Genomic DNA, 15,756 nt, shown 5'->3' on the forward strand with positions numbered 1-15,756 from the left:
AATATTATAGAAAAAAAAGCAAAATGAAAAGGCTAATTCATAACTCTTTTGATGGCTTCCATCACACGATCTTCATCAAAAGGCTTTGTAATAAAATCGAGTGCTCCTGCTTCTATCGCTTCGATAACCATTTTTTGCTGTCCCATTGCCGAACATATAATGATTTTCGCATCCGGAAATTCCTGTTTAATTTTTGTAATAGCCTCAATGCCGTTCATTTTCGGCATTGTGATATCTGTGATTAATACATCTGGTTGTAATTGTTTGTATAATTGTACCGCTTCGATGCCGTTTTCCCCTTCTGCAACAACCTCAATACTATGCTTTTTCAAAATGTCCTTTAATGTCTCCCTTAAAAATTTCGCATCGTCAACGATCAATGCTTTCAAATTAATTCCACCTCAATTATCCTCGCAAACTAAATCCTTTGATATTATACTACTTTCTGTCACAAAAAAGTACCGAGAGGTTTAAAATATTGTCAAAAATCTCGTTTTTCTCTTAAATGACTAAAAATTAAAACCCGGTTGGTAAAAATATAAGAATTTTGTTCATCCAATTAATAATTTTAGTCATCCAATCAAAAAACAGCAGAATTCCCATGAAAATCATGAATATGCCTCCAATTTTCATGATTTTCACATTATGTTTTTTGATCCAATTCATCCGCCCGATGAAGAATGATAAAATAAAGAACGGTACTGCAAAGCCTAGCACATATGCTGTCATATACAGAACTCCAGAACTAGGATTTGTTGCCGCTAAACCGATTACTACCATAAGAATTGGGCCCGTACATGGAGTCCATCCAGCTGCAAACGCCATACCAATCAGAACAGATCCAAGAAATCCGGCTGGACGATTTTTGAATTCAATCCTTCTTTCCTTCATTAAAACATCAGGTTGAAAAACACCGAGAATAACAAGTCCAAAAAAGATAATGAGGATCGCTCCTATTTGTCTTATCAGATCTTGATAGTTCAAGAAAAAGTTTCCAATCAAGGATGTGCCGAATCCCATTGCGATAAAAATGGCAGAAAAACCAACTAAAAAAAAGAAAGTATGTAATAAGCTTCTTTTTTGCAGCATAGCGTTTTCAGTTTTCAACTCATTAACCGATACCCCAGTTATATACGATAAAAAAGCAGGATATAAAGGCAAGCTGCACGGAGAAATAAACGATAAAAAACCTGCTCCAAATGCTAAAAACACATTAATTTCCGACATTTTGCTGCTCCTTCCAAAAGATTTACCTCCATCCATTCTAACAGATCATTGAATAAATGTTTAAAAGAACGTTTGACATTTTCCGCACATTATTACAATGAACCTTCCTATCATGAATACCATATTCTTACAACTTCTTATAACGAAAAAAGAATTAATCTTACCTTGAGAAAGGAAAGACTAATTCTTACTTCACAATTCCGTATAAAACAACGCATATATTAAGTAGTATAGATAAAAATTACATGATGTCAAAAAATATGATTGGTCATCATGAACTAATTTAATGAAAAATCATTCAATAATGCCTGAAACGAAATTATTTTAATTGATTTTGCATCGCTTTCATCATTTGATTGATTTTCTTCTGGGACGGTTTCATTCCCATTTGCATCAAAAACCTTGATATTTCAGGGTTTTAAGCATTTTTCAAACCACTTTTTCTGTAAAGAAAAATATACCATATTTTCTGTTATTTGTCTATCAAATATTTTGAGAAATAGAAAAAATGTGGTTTATCCTATCTCACATGTCAAAATAATCAATCCCGCTTTTGTATAATTGACATTCACAACTCTATAAGTATAACCTGCAACCTCATATTCATCATTAACTGTAATTTTTCAAGTAAATAAAAAGTTGCACTTGTTTAGTACAGCCCACCTATTCATCATCCTCAACAATACTTTCCCAATCCATATCAACATCATGAACTTTTAAAGTTACTACTTCCCCATTGCTTGTTTTAATTGATATTTCATCTATCTCAATATTAAACGAATTAAGCTTTGTTATGATTTCCGCAATTGCTTCGTTTTCTGATCCAGCATTAATCAATTTTGAAACAGCAAACGATAAAGTGCCTTGAGCCAAATATTTTTTTAATTTCTCATTAACTTTAATCATTTTACATTCTCCTCTCAAATAGATGTTAAATTTTTTATTTTACCGAACTTAAATTTTTTCTTTCTGTTATAACTAAAGAAACATTACTTTTTTACCATACCTAATTTCTTCTGAACTGTAACCAATCCGACCAACAATAAATAACGTTGTTGTTTTGTTAATCGTAACCAATCTTTGCTTGCTATGATCATTCATTACCCTCCTTATCAAAAAATGTACTATATAGTGTTCATTTTGCATATTGTAGTGTTAATTAAATATTACACACTATAATGTGCATTGTCAACACTATAATTGCCAAAATAAACAATTTAATATATAATTTTCACTAGCAAGGAGGATTAATTATGATAAAAGTACATTTATCACGGATCATGGGAGAAAAAAAACTGAAAATAGCTGATGTGGCAAGAATGACAGGGTTGCATCGGAATGGAATTGCAAAGCTATACAATGAGGAAACTGATGGAATAAAGTTTGATACTTTAGACAAGTTATGTAAAACTTTGGATTGCAAAGTTGAGGATCTTATTGAATATATTGATGATGAAAAAGACCACTCGAAATGAGTGGTCTTAATTATTAATGCTATTGTCCATGTTAATATTCATAAACGGTTACCTTTTTGAACGAAATTCTTTTTAATTTCGATCTCCTAGATATTCCTGTTGGATTTTTTCTAATTTACCTGTTTCTTTAAACTTTAAGATCGTATCATTGAAAAATTTTAAAAGTTCTGTATCTTTTTTTCTTACTGCCATTGCATAGCTTTTCTTCGGTACAAACTCTTCTCCATTAGGGAGATATATAGCTCCCGTAAAATATGTATACGTCTTAGTTAAATCTGTTTCTACGAGGTTATCAATACCAGGCACAACATCAACATCTCCACGTTTTAAAGCAATAATCACATCGTCAAATGTAGGAAATTCTCTTAGTTCAACTGGAATATTATTTGATTGAGCCATTTCTTTTATTACTGCGATATTAAAGTCTCGATATACTTTTAAATCGTTTGTCCATTCTGTCTGAACGGGAACAATAATTTTATCTATATCGTACTTTGCCTTGTTTTCAATTTTACTTTGCACTTGTTGCTCTTCCTTTGTTTTATTTTCTTCAACAGTTTTTTCTGAACTGCAACCTATCATACTTATAAATACCAAACAAAATATTGTTAAAAGCAAATTTTTTTTCAAACTTAATCACCTCTTTACGAAATTTTCCTACTAATTGAGCATTTTGCAAAATTAGATTTTTATTAAAAAGAGTTTTAAAAGAAACCCAAATAAATTGGGGTATTTTGTATCTTTGGTTTACAAATATTCTGTTTGTCCTTTTTTGGGCGTACTTGCAGAATTTTTCGCTTTAAAAATTTTTTAAGCGGTTTGTTGCTTTTTACTCTCTTTTGCCATTGCGAGAGCTGAAACCAGTAATACGATGGCGTTCAAGTAAATATGAGTTTTTACTTTATCGATTCCCCACACATGCAGGGAGTTCGCTGTAAGATAACTTTTCATTCTTGAATTGCACCGTTCTACACTGGTTCGCTCATTGTAAAGTTCTTTCCAACGTTTGGAATCGCGGTGTGGATTAGAGTACCGGCGAAGATCCTTATTCACGTTAATTTTTACTACCATTCCATAGTTGGAGGATGAACAGGCTGCCATTCCTAATGGGCAATCCACTTTTCCGGTTGCGTGTGGACATCTGAATTTGAGCTGGTCCTTATTGGCTCCCCAATAAGTCATTTCGTACCCCATAGAACAGCGTGGGGTTCCATTGGAGGCAATTCCTTCGGGAGTCATTTTCATTACGCAAATTGAGTGGAATAATAGCTTGAGCCCCAATGTTCTTGGCGGATTCGTAGTTTTTAAGCTGGTCGTACCCACCATCCATTATCAGGAAATCAATTTTAGAGTTTGTACAACTCTTTACTTGTTCAATTAATTGTGGTGCGACATCCCCATCGTTGATATGAGCAGGGGTTACTTCAATCGCCATTGGTAATTCACTTTTGGTGTCAACGGAAAGATGCATCTTATAGCCAAACCAAGTAATTTTATTACCGAAGGAATCAAACTTTGCCCCCCAATTGGCGTTGCCTGTTTGTTCACTTCGCTTCTTAGGCTGCTTCTTTTCGTAAGCATCAATGGCGGCACTGTCGATAGCCTGATGTTTTCCATCAATTACTCCTTCCTCTTGAGCTAACTGGACGAGATCTTGAAAGATTCTTTTCACGAGTCCAGTTTTGGTTAGTGAAGAAAATACTCGGCTAAGAGTAGAGATGGATGGTGCAGGCCTGCTAATATCTAAACCACATTGGTAACGAAAACGCAGGTCATTTTTCAATCGATTGTGAAGAGAAGTAAAAGTATCAATACCTTCTAATGGGGCAGCGATAAGAGCCCTTAATATCCCTTCTTTGGAATGTCCTTCAGCCCCTTGGGGTGAAGAACTTTTCAATTGTTTAGCATAAGGACGCAAATCTAGAGCACTAAAAAAGATCGGTAATTTCTCTTTTGACTCTAAAATTTGCAATTCTTCAAAGGAAAATAGACTTTCTTGTAGAATATACAAAGTGACTTCCTCCTTGTGGATTTTTGTGGTTTGGTCACTTCAAAATTCTACAAATAAGGGGTGAAGTCCTTTTTTATGCTTTAGAAAACCTTATGGCTCTTGGGTTGAAAAATGTGCAAAATGCTCACTAATTATAACATTACTATGTGAACCAAAAAAGGAACGGTAACTTACCGTCCCTTATGAGCGTAATTTTAGTCCATTTACTTGGACAATACGAAATGGATAATCTTTTTACATTAACTCTTTTTATTTATAACTGTATTTTTTATTTTGGACGAAGAAAAAAATGAAACGAGTGGAATTATTTTAAATGGTGATGAGTGATGAAAAAATACAAACTGAAAAGCAATATTTGGGAACTAATTGAAAAGAGTGGATTGCGGAATGATTACATACGAAAACACGTAAATGTGCAACAAAAACAGCTTTGGAATTGAAAAAATGGAGTAAGTTTCCCGCCTTTGGAGAAAGCCTTTATTTTAGCGAAAATTGTAGGGTGTAAAGTGGACGATCTTGCGGAGCTGGTTGAGGTAGAAGAGGAAGAATAAACTTTTATGAGTAGACTTCAATCCTAATGTTGTACAGTACAATAATAAAGGAGTAAGTATATGAAGTTACTTTTGCCATTCATGATACTGATAGGCGTTGTACTAGGCTTTTGTTTAATAAATTTAATTAATATGAAGTTATTATTACCCTTCATGACATTAATTGGTGTTGTATTAGGTTTTTGTTTAAATTTAATCAAAGATTATATTCAAAATAAGCCTAAAATCAGAACTGGGATCAATGAGTCATCTGGAAAATTTAATTACTATAAAAATTTTGTAAATGAAAATGGTTTTGACGTAGAAAAGATAGCAACTCCCGATGAAGCTTCATTTTTAGAATTAAAAATAAAAATTGACGTTTATAATATTGGAAAATCCGATACTGCTATTAAAGATTTAATGATTGACGCAACAGCTAACAATACTACAATGAGTTTTAAACCTGAATTAAAGATTAATGGAGAAACCAACAAAGACTACACATTTAATGTAAAAAGTGGGAGTATTACTACTTTGGACTTACACTTAAAGATTCACAAAGATGAAGATACCGAATATCTATTTAATTTAATAAAAATGTAACATTGTTCCCAGATGAAAAAGAATGTTTGTTATTTACCGTAGTAAGGTACTGTCAAGAATTTTGTGTAATGTAAGATAGATAGGGTATCTCTGAAATGGATTTAGAATAGAGAGGGATATTTCCTCCACACAGGAGACTGAATATTCAGTCTCCTGTGTGGAAAGGGAGAATTCCCTTATTTTGTTTATTTACAATATTTGGTTAACAATAACGTTCTTCAAACATTCGTTGAAGGGCTTCATGCGCTTCGGCAAATCCTCGCAACTTTCGCCCTGCCCATTTCTCATTAAAATCTTGAACAGTCAAATACACGACTTTTTCCGCGGCTTCTAAACTGTTCAAACTGTTCATCGGCTTTAGGCGTTTCCGAATCTCCTTGATCGTTCGTTCGATGGCATTGGTCGTGTAAATCACACTTCGAATACTGTTTGGATAATCCATAAATGTAAGGAGGACATCCAACTCATTTGCCCAAGATTGAACTTCTCTTGGATATTTGCTGGACCATTTTGATTCAAACTGTTGAAACATCTCCAGTGCAATTTTTTTATTCGGAGATCGATAAATGAGTTTCAAATCTTCCGCCATTTCGAATTGGTCTTTTTTCCGAACACGACTAAGTGTGTTACAGACTTTGTGAACGACACAACGCTGCACATCGGCTTTCGGATAAACCGCCTTAAAGGCTTCCTCTAAACCCGGTAGTCCATCGAATACGCCCAGAAGCACTTCCTTGACGCCTCTTTGGTAGAGATTTTGAAGAATTTCCTGCCATACATAGGCACTTTCTTGTCCTCCTACAAAGAAATCAAGAATTTCACGATATCCTTCTTCATTCACACCTAACACCACATAAATGACTTCTTTCTCAACGGTTTCACGACGAAGTTTTACGTATAAACCATCCAAATATAAGACGGAATAACGCTTATGTAGAGGACGAGTGTGCCATTTCTCGATGTCTTCCTTCACGACATCGGTAATATGACTAATCGTTGTTGGTGAGTAGGCATTTCCTAAAATTCGTTCAATAAACTTACCAATTTCCCGCGTACTCATGCCACTTTGATACATTTTGATGACGGCTTCCTTGAGCCAGCCAGTATGACGTTGGTAAGGGGCAAACAGCTGCGTTTGAAATTCCCCATTTCGATCTCTTGGGACCAAAAGACCTTCAATCCGGCCATATTGCGTATCTAGATTTCGTTGATAATAACCGTTTCTCATATTCGACGTTCCAGCCTGTTCAATTTCGAGGAAACTTTTCATTTCTTCTCGCATGATCAGTTCTAATTTTTCCTTTACAAACTGACGAATAACACTTTCCAGTTGATTTGCCCAGTCTACATTCGGTATACTTTTAGACATAGGTAGGGTTCTCCTTTCTCTGGAATGTGTTTTTGTCCAAATCAGAGAATACCCTACCTTTTTTCTTTTGGTCTAGCAAAATGCTTTACACAAAATTTTATACATCATCTTTGGTTAAAAAATCTGACATTATTTTTTATTATTAAAGCAAATTATCCCTCTGAAGAAAAGAAATAGCAAAGGTTTTCCTGTATAACTAGCACCTAGTTTTACAAAGAAAGCTAAAAAACATGAAGAATTCGAAAACCCAATGTATAAATTGCACTTTAACACAAAAGAAAAAACCCTGATTTTTATAACAACATATAAATTAGTACCTGTTAAACATTTTTCGTTTAAGGTGGCGTGTTAGAATCCTCGTTGTCTCTTATATAAGATTTCCAGTATAATATCATGAGTAAAATAGAGGTATAACAGGTGTAAAATTAATGTATTCACCAAAAGGCAGGGTCAATCCCTGCTTTAAATTCGCTTCACGCGACCATTGAATTTTCTTTCCAGTAGCCTTTAGACATGTCCGCAATCGCTACACCTGTGCTTGTTTGCGTTCCGATAAATTTTCCATCACCGACATAAATGCCGACATGTCCATCTTTTTTATAAGTGTCAAAGAACACAAGATCACCCGTCTTCATTTTACTAGGCGGAACCGGAATTATCCGGATTTCCGCAAAATATACTTTTACAATTTTTGCAAAAAACTTAAAACTATTTATTATTGAATCAGAGAAAGATCTAAATCTGATCCTTTCCTTTTAACTCAGATAAATATTTTTCTACAGCTTCCTCAATAAGCAAATAAACATTCTTCTCCTGTAAGATCGACTGCATTTTCAGTTCTTTATGTAAATCCGTGCGTAAGTCAAAAGATACCCGTTTTCTTTCCACCTTTCTTTCTTCCTTTCTTCTTTGGTTGTTTTCTTCGTTCGTATCAACGTTACTTTCTTCCCCAACTACTTCTGTTAATATATGGGTAGGAGTTATTTGTTTCTGTTGGCGTTTCATGTTTTTAATGTCATTCACCTTTGACACGTTTCATCAACTCCTTATAGAAATTCTCATATTGTTCTAATGCCTGTTTTAGCTCTGCATTTTGGTAGAATCCATATAGAGATAGTCTACCTATCGGTGCTTTTCGTGTGATAATGGTTTTGAATACTTCATCCGGATAATCTTCCTCAATCATTTCATTAAAAGCCTTTGCATCACTGCGTCTGACATCATTCATCGTCCGTAAAATACCGATTACCTTTGTTCCCCGCTTTCCAAAATCTCTTGCACCATTTACAGAGTCCATGAAATTAGGAATAGCAGAGTAACACCAGTTGGAGCATTCAAATAAAACAACGACATATTCACTGGCACATAATGCATTCGTTGTCTGTTCACTTAATGATGGTGGAGTATCGATGACAATGAAATCATATTCCCCTCTTACTTGATCCAATACATGATCTAAAATTAAGCTAGGATTTCCACGAAACGGAACGGTTTCCCCTCGATATGTTTTTCCTGTATAAATCCAACGAGGAAAGGTTGCTAAAAAGTTATTGGCAGGAAGTAAGTCTAAATTTTCCCCAATCGGCACAATGTATTCTTTTACATCACCCTGCTGCATCGCTTCCAATACAGACTTCCCTATAAATTCATTTGAAGGTTTTTTAGATAATAACTCTGTCAGGTTTCCTTGTGAGTCCATATCTATTGCAAGTACCTTGTATCCGTCTTGATTTAACAAATACGATAAAATCCCTGTTGTTGTGGATTTGCCACATCCACCTTTTTGAATCCCCATTGTAATAGTGATTGCCATCCTTTACATCCTCCCTCTATAAATGTTGATATATCAACGGTTGTAGCCGTTTCAGGGGTGTCAAAAAAATATTTTTCGACAAAGTTTCTAACATTATTTCTTAAATATGTGTATATCTTACATTGACTGGGTACGCTTCGCGGCCACTACTGGTTAAATTTGGTTGTAGTGGGGGAAGCGTATGGGATGCACCGTGGATCTCTGCATCGCTGATGATGACGAACCCTCCCATGTCTCTTGGCATCCTTGTGCCTACATTCCTTCGTTCGGTCTAGTCATCAGGCAGAGGCCGGCTAAGCTCCTTTAGGGACTCAAGGTCGAATGGATGATATCGCGCCAGCTTCTCCGTGTCATCCTTGTTGTCTAGAGAATCGAGACTATAGGCATCAAGCAGCCGTTTCGAGGCCAAAGATGTCCTGCATCATTCGCTTCGCATCGAACGCTTGGTGCTTCGTACATACAGCGTGCAATACCTTCAATAATTTTCCGCATAACACCACAATCGATTGCTTCTTCCGCAACGGATTATCAGGACGTGTCGTGTAATAGTCGTGCAGCTGCCGAAACGCTTCGTTGTGGCGGATCATCGGCATCATCACCCGGAACAGAAGGGCGCGCAACCGCCTTCTTCCACGCTTGGAGATCCGTTTTTGCCCTTTGTGTTGGCCGGAGGAATGTTCCCGCAGCGTCAGGCCCGCTAATTTGATAAGCTGCCGCGGATCCTGATAATGGGAGAAACTCCCGATCTCTGATAACAGTTCTACGATGGTCGCATCGCCTAAGCCCGGAACGGTCTTCAACCATTCGTACTCGACCGATGTCTGTACGAGTTCGATCAGCTGCTCTGTCAGTGCCTCGATTTCTTCTTCCAGTTGGCGGTATCGGCGGACAAGCGTGGCAATTTCGATACGGGCCATCTGTTGTCCTTCCGTTACGCCAATGGAGTGTTGGGCCAATTCCATCAACTTCTTCGCTTTCGGTTTTTGTGGCGATTGTAATCCCTCACTTTTCCGGTAAAGGGCCAGCACCTCTTCTAGTTCTTTTCCTGCCAGATCACTCGGAAATGGCGTATATTCCAGCACCGCGAGCGCCATTTTCCCAAATGACAGGAAGACTTGGGAAAACTCCGGAAAATATCGATCAAGCCAGCGAATCATTTGATTTCGAATCGCTCCCTGTTCTTCCACCAATTTGGAGCGAAATGTCGCTCCCACGCGCAGCTCCGCCTCCATCCCTTTCAGAATACGCGGATAGCTGAATCGGCCGTCTTTCACTAACCGGGCAATGACGAGCGCGTCTTTCGCATCATGCTTGGTTGGAAGATTGTCGTCCAGCTCTTTGGAGCGCTTCACGTGCATCGGGTTTGTCATGACGAGAGGAATGCCCTTCTCGTCAAGAAAGTAAGCGAGATTGAGCCAATAATGTCCCGTTGGCTCGATGCCAACGATCACCTCGGTTTTTCCAAATTCCTTCATGGCTTCCACGATGCACTGGTACAACCATTCCAATCCTTCTCTAGATTGCGGAACGGGAAACGGCTTTTTTAACACCCTCCCTCGCTCATCCACAAAGCAGGCATAATGTTTTTTCTTTGCAATATCCATCCCAACAACCAGCGTTTGATCGGTGACTTGATTAATCTTCTTGTTTGAGATAGAATTCATGTATAGTCCTCCTTGGTATCCAAATTAGGGGTCAATTCGGTTGATTGACACCCCCGAATCATACCAAGAGGGCTTTTTTTATTCAAGTCCCCGAAAAAACTTCTAACAGGAATGCTCCTTTCTTCCAAGGTTCTTTTCTTTTTTTCTTGTTTCTTTTGTTCGTTCTTATCATCACTATTTAATTGAATTCGACAAGATCAGTAAAACACCTTTTTAAACCAAAACAATAAAGGAAGCAAAAAGCTCCCCTTCTTACTCTAAAAACATTACAGAGTAATATACATGTAATGCAATGAAACAATTAATCGCCTATCGGCGAAGCCGAAACAGAAAGTGAACCACCTTCGGAACTTCACTTTCCGTTTCGGTTAAAATGGAATTCACGTATCGGAAATTAAAAAGGATGAAATCATAACAATTTATCATTTTTCCGCATAAGTACTTTCATGACAAAAGGTTAATCTTCCGAACGTTGACATGATGGAATCAAGTTTTGAATCATTTTTCTTTATGATAAGTGATCCCTTTACATCTTCCTTCTTCCAACGTTCTTTTCTTCTTTTCTTGGTTCTTTTGTTCATTCTTAACATCACTAATTAAATGAATTCGACATGATAAGTAAAACACCTTTTTAAACCAAAACCATAAAGGGAGCATAAAGCTTCCCTTCTTACTGTTGTGCAAATTCTTCACACCCGAACACTTATTTTTTTATATAGGGGCGTTTTAGGATCTGGTACGAAAATAACGTAAGTATGTCCAAGTTTGCAGATTTTTTGCACCAGAACTTTATATCCGATATATATAAACTCATTAAAAAAGGTAAACGTAAGATATATTCCTAAGCTTCTGCCCAGCACGCTAACAAACTTTGTTAGAATTTCGGCAACACCTCCACGGCATCGGCAAGATCACTGTATCTTTCTTTCAAATACCGTGATGTCGTGACGATATTGCTGTGACCAGCACCCAATGATTCACCATCTCTTAGATCAAAGCAGATTTTAGTCTATGTATACCTTCTTCTATTTCCTCTATTGCTAGATTACCATAGCCTAAAATTATTTTATTTTGATGTATTCCTTTATGAATCGTATGAAGTTCTACTGGGTAAATTTTAACTTTATGTTCTACCATTATTTCCTGTACCTTTTCATTTGAGAACTCTATATTTTGAAATTCAACAATCAAATGCAGACCTGTTGAATCACCTGAAATTTTAACCTTAGTACCAAACTGTTCTACTAAACATTTTTTTAAATGATCACGACGTGTTTTATATATTTTTTTCATTTTTCTAATATGGCGTTCCAGATGTCTTTCATCTATGAAACGCGCAAGGGTGAGTTGTTCTAATGAAGGGGTGTGAAGATCCGTGAACCATTTTAAATCTTTACAACGTTTTGTTAAAGAATGAGGGAGAACTAAATACCCCAACCTTAGGGCAGGTGATAAGATCTTGCTGAAAGTTCCAATATAAATCACCCTGTTTGGATCAAGCCCCTGAAGTGAATTAATTGGCGCTCCTTGATAACGAAATTCACTGTCATAATCGTCTTCTACAATAAAACAATCAACTTTTCTGGCAAATTGGATTAACTGAATTCGACGCTGAATAGGCAACGTTCCCCCAAGCGGAAACTGATGAGATGGAGTAACAAAAATAAATCTTGGTTTTTTATTTGGGGGGATTAAATCCGTTTTCATACCGTGTTCATCTACAGGTATAGGGTGGAGCATTGCCCCAGTAGAAGAAAAAATGGTTTGAATTTCGTGTGTAATAGGATCTTCAATCATTACTTCATCCCCTGGTGAAAGAAGTAGTTTTGCTATAAGGGATAAGGCTTGTGTTGCTCCAGATGTAATAACTAGCTGATCAGGATAACAATGTACCCCCCTTGTTCTCTTTAGATACCGAGACAGGATATGACGCAGTTCAATTCTACCTTCAGGGTATCCATAGCCAAATACGGAATGTGGAGTTTCTATACACACTCGTTTAGCGATTTGTCCCCAATTATGCCTTGGAAACATGTCTAAAGCGGGGATACCGGAACGAAAATCTATAAAATCATTTCTTTCATCTTTCAAGTGCTGAATTTCAAAAAAAGATAAATAATCCGTTCTCTCTTGTTGACTTAAGTAGGCTCCTTCCGCAACATATGTTCCGGAACCTTGCCTTGCTTCAATGTATCCTTCTGCTAGCAATTGTTCATAAACTTCTACAACCACATTCCGTGATATGCCTAAATTGGAGGCTAGTTCACGGGTAGGTGGAAGACGCTCTCCAGCTACAAGTTCTCCTTTCAATATTTGTGTGCGAATTTGTTCATAAACTTGTCGTGTTAAAGGTATGTCTAATGTTCGATCAATCGTGATCCAGAGCATGCTTATTCCCCTTTTGTTTAAATTGGTACTATAAAAATCAATAATAATTGGTCCTTATCACTACCATTTTATCATGCTAAATTATTTAAAAAAGATAATATACATAAATTGGGGTACAAGATAAATAATCCTAATCGTTACGGGGGCGGGGGCAAAATGATCGTTGAAACCCAAGCAAAGGAGCAAAATCATCCCTTATTAAATTGGAATCAACACTTTTTATCATCCCTGGTATTTTTAGAACAACTTGAAATTGCTACTCTAGGCCCTTCTGGAACAAGTAGTGAGGCATCAGCTCAATACTTGCTTTCATCCTTAAAAAACAGTCATGGAAAGTATTCACTTTTTCCTACTTATGAAGAAGCTTATGAAAACTTAGTTTCAGGGACATCTAATATTCTTCTTGTAGCTAATGCCTACAAGGGAATAGATAAGTTTTACATGTCAAAAGATATCCAATTTTTATTTCCATTTGTCTTTGAAACACCTTTATACGGAGTTGCAAAAAGACCTTGTGAAGAATTGAATAGGAACCGTTCATTGGTTATTGCTACTCATCATGCTCCTTCTTGTCTTCTTCCTTGGTTCTTAGCCGATTTCGACATGAAATATGAGGTGTTATTTGTCAATTCAACAAGCGAAGCTGCTATCAAATTACAGAAAGGTGAAGTGGACCTTTGTTTAACAACTGTCAATGCAGCCCAAAAATATAACGTAGAATTCATTTCGCCGACCTGTACCATTTTAATGTTATGGTCCGTTTTTGGTAAAAAGTCAACAATCGTATCGTTCAAACTTTAACAATGGAGGAAAAAATCATGGAAATGAAATGTGTAATGGTTATTGATGCAGATTTACCTACAGGATTAATCTCAAATACTGCTGCGGTATTAGCCCTGACTTTGGGAAAGGAAATTGAGGGAATTATTGGTCCAACGGTAAAGGATGGAAGCGGTCATCCTCATGTAGGGATAACTACTACACCTATTCCTATTTTAAAAGGTGATTCCCTAAAAATTAAAGAGTTAAGGAACAAGTTATACGCAGAGGAATTTTCTGATTTATTTGTTGTAGATTTCACCAATGCGGCACAGACAACAAAAAGTTATGAGGAATATATCGAAAAAATTTCGACCTTATCAACAAACGATCTTGAGTATTTAGGATTGGCTTTATATGGAGACAAGAAAAAAGTGAATAAACTAACCGGAAGTATGGGGCTTCTCAGATAATAGGGGGAATCCAAGATGGGGAATCAAGTGAAAAATCAGTTAGACAATATGATTGTGATTCCAGGGGGGACTTTTCTTCGTGGCAGCAATGAATCGCCGGATGAACAACCAGTTAAATCCGTAACATTACACCCTTTTGCCATTGATAAAACACCAGTAACAAATAAACAATTTCGAGTATTTGTAGAAGCAGGCGGATATGAAAACCCTGTTTTCTGGCTTCCGAAAGGATGGGAGTATATCAAAACTAACAACATTAAATATCCAAATTATTGGTACGATGATCATTTTAATCAAGACGACCATCCTGTCACAGGAGTCAGTTGGTGGGAGGCAATGGCCTTTGCTACGTTTGTAGGCAAGACCTTACCGACCGAAGCGCAATGGGAGTACGCATGCAAAGGAACGGATCAACGAAAATATCCGTGGGGAAATGAAGAACCAACTTCTGATCATGCAAACTTTGCTGTTGACTGCGATCCCGAAGAATTGAACCGTAGCTCAACCTCTGTTTATGCTTTTCCAAAGAATAAGTCCTTTTTCGGATGTTTAGATATGGCGGGGAATTTTGCAGAATGGTGTTTGGATAATGTTTCTCTTAATTACGAATGGGATGAAACCGGAGTAAATCCATTATATCTTACGCAAGAAGAAGATTATCACATAGTTAGAGGTGGATGCGGACTACATAATGAAGATTTCATGAGATGTACAGCAAGAGATTACTATCCCGTTTCAGTCAGGGATAATCTAATTAGTTTTCGTTGTGTTATCAATCTTATTTAAGGAGAGAGGACTATGAATCCAATAGTTAAAACTCCAAATTTAGATCGAAAGCCATCTTCACTTCGTTATTATCAGGAAGGGCCACCAAAATCGGTTGATTTAAATACCTGGCGTCTATCAGTTACTGGATTAGTAGACAAAAAATTGAGTTTTACCTATCAAGATTTATTAGAGATGCCACAAATAGAAGAAAGCAGAAGAATGGTTTGTGTCTGTAATTGGAGTATTCGTCGGACGTGGAAAGGTGTTTTATTATCGAACATTATAGAAATGGCTGGAGTATCCCATCCTGAGAAGTATTATTTAAAGCAAACAAGTATAGGAACTAAGGAAAAAGGAGTTTATGAATCTACGATTCCTTTGGGTGATGCTCTTTCCAGACGGGCATTGATTGTTCACTCAGTTGATGGGGAACCTTTACCCATGGAACAAGGGTATCCTGTTCGATTATTTGATTTCGGTTTATACGGCTACAAAAACGTCAAAGGGTTGGCTCAATTAGAAGTGAGCGAAGAATATCAAATTGGGGAATGGGAACGCCGTGCAGGATATGACATAAATGGGATTGTCCGTCCTAAAAAGTACTGGATCGTTGATTTGAAAAAATGGCGTTTTGTAGAAAAGCCAGGTGAAGTCACGGAATTTTAGCTCAATT

The 15,756-nt window shown here is 36.8% G+C and carries 15 protein-coding genes and 3 pseudogenes; 6 read left to right on the plus strand and 12 right to left on the minus strand.

Features of this window, described 5'->3' with window-relative positions; genetic code table 11:
- Positions 1-32: 32 nt before the first annotated feature.
- The 4 genes and pseudogenes from NSQ41_RS09685 to NSQ41_RS09700 all read right to left on the minus strand — a co-directional run bounded on the left by NSQ41_RS09685 (position 33) and on the right by NSQ41_RS09700 (position 2,133).
- The gene (locus NSQ41_RS09685) at positions 33-389 is read right to left on the minus strand and encodes a response regulator (protein WP_063387698.1); all 357 of its coding nucleotides are present in this window, start codon (positions 387-389) and stop codon (positions 33-35) included.
- 127 nt (positions 390-516) lie between these two features.
- Positions 517-1,227, minus strand: coding sequence for a cytochrome c biogenesis protein CcdA (locus tag NSQ41_RS09690; protein ID WP_066251214.1), 711 nt, complete (start codon positions 1,225-1,227; stop codon positions 517-519).
- Between the two features lie 319 nt (positions 1,228-1,546).
- A pseudogene (locus NSQ41_RS09695) lies at positions 1,547-1,624 on the minus strand (YneF family protein); the annotation flags it as partial.
- Between the two features lie 266 nt (positions 1,625-1,890).
- Complete coding sequence (locus NSQ41_RS09700) at positions 1,891-2,133, minus strand: hypothetical protein (RefSeq protein WP_339211578.1); 243 nt, start codon at positions 2,131-2,133, stop codon at positions 1,891-1,893.
- Between the two features lie 347 nt (positions 2,134-2,480).
- Here NSQ41_RS09700 and NSQ41_RS09705 point away from each other — a divergent pair, with 347 nt between their 5' ends.
- On the plus strand, positions 2,481-2,702 hold the full coding sequence (locus NSQ41_RS09705; RefSeq protein ID WP_339211580.1) for a helix-turn-helix transcriptional regulator: 222 nt from the start codon (positions 2,481-2,483) through the stop codon (positions 2,700-2,702).
- A 72-nt stretch (positions 2,703-2,774) separates the two neighbouring features.
- On the opposite strand, the gene NSQ41_RS09710 is transcribed toward NSQ41_RS09705, so the two are convergent.
- Together NSQ41_RS09710 and NSQ41_RS09715 are read right to left on the minus strand one after the other, a co-directional pair.
- Positions 2,775-3,332 carry a transporter substrate-binding domain-containing protein gene (locus NSQ41_RS09710; RefSeq protein ID WP_339211581.1) on the minus strand — a complete coding sequence of 186 codons (558 nt, stop codon included), beginning with the start codon at positions 3,330-3,332 and terminating at the stop codon, positions 2,775-2,777.
- A 180-nt stretch (positions 3,333-3,512) separates the two neighbouring features.
- Positions 3,513-4,713 (minus strand): annotated as a pseudogene (locus tag NSQ41_RS09715) (transposase).
- A gap of 611 nt (positions 4,714-5,324) precedes the next feature.
- Here NSQ41_RS09715 and NSQ41_RS09720 point away from each other — a divergent pair.
- Positions 5,325-5,849: a hypothetical protein gene (locus NSQ41_RS09720; RefSeq protein ID WP_339209805.1), complete on the plus strand. Its 525-nt coding sequence runs from the start codon at positions 5,325-5,327 to the stop codon at positions 5,847-5,849.
- Positions 5,850-6,051: 202 nt separating this feature from the next.
- On the opposite strand, the gene NSQ41_RS09725 is transcribed toward NSQ41_RS09720, so the two are convergent.
- From NSQ41_RS09725 to NSQ41_RS09750, 6 genes and pseudogenes are all read right to left on the minus strand, one after another.
- Positions 6,052-7,218, minus strand: a complete 1,167-nt coding sequence (locus tag NSQ41_RS09725) for an IS256 family transposase (protein ID WP_339209806.1) — start codon at positions 7,216-7,218, stop codon at positions 6,052-6,054.
- Between the two features lie 462 nt (positions 7,219-7,680).
- Positions 7,681-7,859 (minus strand): annotated as a pseudogene (locus NSQ41_RS09730) (NlpC/P60 family protein); the annotation flags it as partial.
- Between the two features lie 94 nt (positions 7,860-7,953).
- Entirely contained in the window at positions 7,954-8,250 is a 297-nt protein-coding gene (locus tag NSQ41_RS09735; protein ID WP_339209807.1) for a hypothetical protein, read from the minus strand.
- A complete protein-coding gene (locus tag NSQ41_RS09740) occupies positions 8,234-9,031 on the minus strand; it encodes a ParA family protein (RefSeq protein ID WP_339209808.1) in 798 nt (265 codons plus the stop codon). Before NSQ41_RS09740 ends, NSQ41_RS09735 begins: the two co-directional genes overlap by 17 nt.
- Positions 9,032-9,417: 386 nt before the next feature.
- A complete protein-coding gene (locus NSQ41_RS09745; RefSeq protein WP_339196343.1) occupies positions 9,418-10,695 on the minus strand; it encodes an IS110 family transposase in 1,278 nt (425 codons plus the stop codon).
- 987 nt (positions 10,696-11,682) lie between these two features.
- Positions 11,683-13,083 (minus strand): PLP-dependent aminotransferase family protein, encoded by a 1,401-nt coding sequence (locus NSQ41_RS09750; protein ID WP_339209809.1) that lies wholly within the window; start codon positions 13,081-13,083, stop codon positions 11,683-11,685.
- Positions 13,084-13,239: 156 nt separating this feature from the next.
- Here NSQ41_RS09750 and NSQ41_RS09755 point away from each other — a divergent pair, with 156 nt between their 5' ends.
- From NSQ41_RS09755 to NSQ41_RS09770, 4 genes are read left to right on the plus strand one after another with little or no spacing between them, the layout of a single operon-like run.
- Positions 13,240-13,884: a bacilysin biosynthesis protein BacA gene (locus NSQ41_RS09755; protein WP_339209810.1), complete on the plus strand. Its 645-nt coding sequence runs from the start codon at positions 13,240-13,242 to the stop codon at positions 13,882-13,884.
- Positions 13,885-13,901: 17 nt separating this feature from the next.
- A complete protein-coding gene (locus NSQ41_RS09760; RefSeq protein ID WP_003353594.1) occupies positions 13,902-14,315 on the plus strand; it encodes a DUF2000 domain-containing protein in 414 nt (137 codons plus the stop codon).
- 15 nt (positions 14,316-14,330) lie between these two features.
- A complete protein-coding gene (locus tag NSQ41_RS09765; RefSeq protein ID WP_339209811.1) occupies positions 14,331-15,101 on the plus strand; it encodes a formylglycine-generating enzyme family protein in 771 nt (256 codons plus the stop codon).
- A gap of 12 nt (positions 15,102-15,113) precedes the next feature.
- A complete protein-coding gene (locus tag NSQ41_RS09770; protein ID WP_339209812.1) occupies positions 15,114-15,749 on the plus strand; it encodes a molybdopterin-dependent oxidoreductase in 636 nt (211 codons plus the stop codon).
- Positions 15,750-15,756: the final 7 nt, after the last annotated feature.

It is taken from the genome of Aeribacillus sp. FSL K6-8210 (assembly GCF_037963925.1).
Lineage (GTDB): Bacteria > Bacillota > Bacilli > Bacillales > Aeribacillaceae > Aeribacillus > Aeribacillus composti.

Excerpts from the sequence above, each read along its gene's own strand:
- NSQ41_RS09690 (WP_066251214.1), bottom strand. The coding sequence starts at position 1,227 with ATGTCGGAAATTAATGTGTTTTTAGCATTTGGAGCAGGTTTTTTATCG.
- NSQ41_RS09700 (WP_339211578.1), bottom strand. The coding sequence starts at position 2,133 with ATGATTAAAGTTAATGAGAAATTAAAAAAATATTTGGCTCAAGGCACT.
- NSQ41_RS09705 (WP_339211580.1), top strand. The coding sequence starts at position 2,481 with ATGATAAAAGTACATTTATCACGGATCATGGGAGAAAAAAAACTGAAA.
- NSQ41_RS09720 (WP_339209805.1), top strand. The coding sequence starts at position 5,325 with ATGAAGTTACTTTTGCCATTCATGATACTGATAGGCGTTGTACTAGGC.
- NSQ41_RS09725 (WP_339209806.1), bottom strand. The coding sequence starts at position 7,218 with ATGTCTAAAAGTATACCGAATGTAGACTGGGCAAATCAACTGGAAAGT.
- NSQ41_RS09740 (WP_339209808.1), bottom strand. The coding sequence starts at position 9,031 with ATGGCAATCACTATTACAATGGGGATTCAAAAAGGTGGATGTGGCAAA.
- NSQ41_RS09745 (WP_339196343.1), bottom strand. The coding sequence starts at position 10,695 with ATGAATTCTATCTCAAACAAGAAGATTAATCAAGTCACCGATCAAACG.
- NSQ41_RS09750 (WP_339209809.1), bottom strand. The coding sequence starts at position 13,083 with ATGCTCTGGATCACGATTGATCGAACATTAGACATACCTTTAACACGA.
- NSQ41_RS09755 (WP_339209810.1), top strand. The coding sequence starts at position 13,240 with ATGATCGTTGAAACCCAAGCAAAGGAGCAAAATCATCCCTTATTAAAT.
- NSQ41_RS09760 (WP_003353594.1), top strand. The coding sequence starts at position 13,902 with ATGGAAATGAAATGTGTAATGGTTATTGATGCAGATTTACCTACAGGA.
- NSQ41_RS09765 (WP_339209811.1), top strand. The coding sequence starts at position 14,331 with ATGGGGAATCAAGTGAAAAATCAGTTAGACAATATGATTGTGATTCCA.
- NSQ41_RS09770 (WP_339209812.1), top strand. The coding sequence starts at position 15,114 with ATGAATCCAATAGTTAAAACTCCAAATTTAGATCGAAAGCCATCTTCA.